The sequence below is a fragment of the Pseudokineococcus marinus genome, from assembly GCF_013004605.1.
In the GTDB taxonomy this organism is placed as follows: Bacteria; Actinomycetota; Actinomycetes; order Actinomycetales; family Quadrisphaeraceae; genus Pseudokineococcus; species Pseudokineococcus marinus.
The window spans coordinates 1-1,484 of record NZ_JABEMA010000501.1 but is presented as its reverse complement, the minus strand read 5'-3'; the positions used below and the strand labels follow the sequence as shown (position 1 = coordinate 1,484).

The 1,484-nt window shown below is 80.2% G+C and carries 2 protein-coding genes; both read right to left on the bottom strand.

Going from position 1 to position 1,484, the window contains the following annotated elements; all coding sequences use genetic code 11:
• A partial coding sequence (locus HLB09_RS17015) for a carotenoid biosynthesis protein (protein ID WP_212771305.1) occupies positions 1-694 on the bottom strand: 694 nt, incomplete at its 3' end.
• Positions 695-717: 23 nt separating this feature from the next.
• Complete coding sequence (locus HLB09_RS17010) at positions 718-1,431, bottom strand: monooxygenase (RefSeq protein ID WP_171204472.1); 714 nt, start codon at positions 1,429-1,431, stop codon at positions 718-720.
• Between the last annotated feature and the right edge of the window lie 53 nt (positions 1,432-1,484).

Genomic DNA, 1,484 nt, shown 5'->3' with positions numbered 1-1,484 from the left:
CGGGGCGCGACGCGGGGCCGCGGGCGCCGGCGGGCCGGCCCTTCCGCGGCGGGCGCCGCGGGTCGGGCACGACGCGCTGCAGGACGGCGGAGATGACGAGCGCGACGAGGAGCCAGCCGGCGTAGTTGGTCAGCGGGACGCCCGGGACGCCCGGCAGCGCCGGCGTCGGGTCGGCCCACGTCCAGTGGCCCTGCGCGACCATCATCGGGTCGAGGAAGAGGTCCCAGGAGGCGAGGCCCACCGCGGCGACGGGGACGGCCGTCCAGCTGCCGGGCGGGGCGAGCGTGCGCCCGGCCAGCAGCATCGGGTAGGCCATCATCGTCCAGGCCAGCGGCACGACGACGGGCACGTCGAGCACCTGCGGGCCGAGGGAGCCGGCGTAGGAGTACGCGCCGAAGGGGAACCCGGTCGCCGTCCCGACCGCCTCGGCGAGCAGGCCGATGCCGCCGGCGACGAGGAGCACCCCGCCGGCCGTCGCCGGGCCGAAGCGGCGCGCCGCGTCGGCGAGGACGGCCGCGGCGAAGAGGACGACCGCCGCGACCGTCGTCGTGTGCAGCGCGTCGCCGGACAGCAGCGGGTGGGCCACCTGCGCCAGCACGGCGAGGACCGCGAGGAGCAGCGAGGCGACCGCGAGGGGCGAGCGCCGCCGGGCGGTCGCGGTCCGCGGGGGCGGGGAGGGCTCCGTCGTCACCACCGGCGCAAGGGTAGGCGGGTCGATCAGGGCTCGCGCCCGTGCAGGGTCCCCTCGAGGGAGGTGACGGCGAAGCGGGCGAAGAGCTCCTCGGCGTACCAGCCCTCCCGGGGCGTGCGCTCGACGACCGCGCGGTGGGGCGCCCGTCCGTGCGCGAAGGCGGTGAGGGCGTCGCTGTCGCGCCACAGGCTCACGGTGCCCTGGAGCCCGACCGGCGCCTCGCCGACGCCGAGGGCGGCGCGCAGGCCGTCGACCCGGGCGAGGTCGCCGGAGACGGGCGGCACCGCACGGGTGAAGGTGGCCCACGAGCGCAGGTGGACGCGGGCCCGGGTGAGGCTGACGACGGGCGCACCCGACGGCGGGCGCCGCCGCGGGTCGCCGAACGGCGCGACGCCGCCCCAGCGGCCCCGGCTCGCGACGGGCTCCATGGCCACCCGCAGGCGCTCGTCGGCCAGGCGCCCCCAGCCGCGCGCGGTCGCGGAGCGCTCGAACCAGGCGGCGTCGCCGGGGGAGTCCCACGCCGCCAGCAGGGCCCAGTGCCCCGGGTCGGCGTCGCGCGCGGTGAAGGTGCGCCCCGAGCCGGTGCCGAGGAGCTTCGTCCAGCGCGCGCCGCTGCGGCGCAGCAGCGCGCGGTCGAGCGCCATCCGCCCGAGGGCCGCGGGCACGGCCGCCGCCCGGACCCCCCACACGTGGAGGGTGACGAGCGCGGGCGCGCCGTCGTCCCGCTGCTCCCGCGCCATGCCCTCGAGGCTAGGCGGCGACCCGCCCGGCGGTCGCGGCGGGCGGGGGGCCG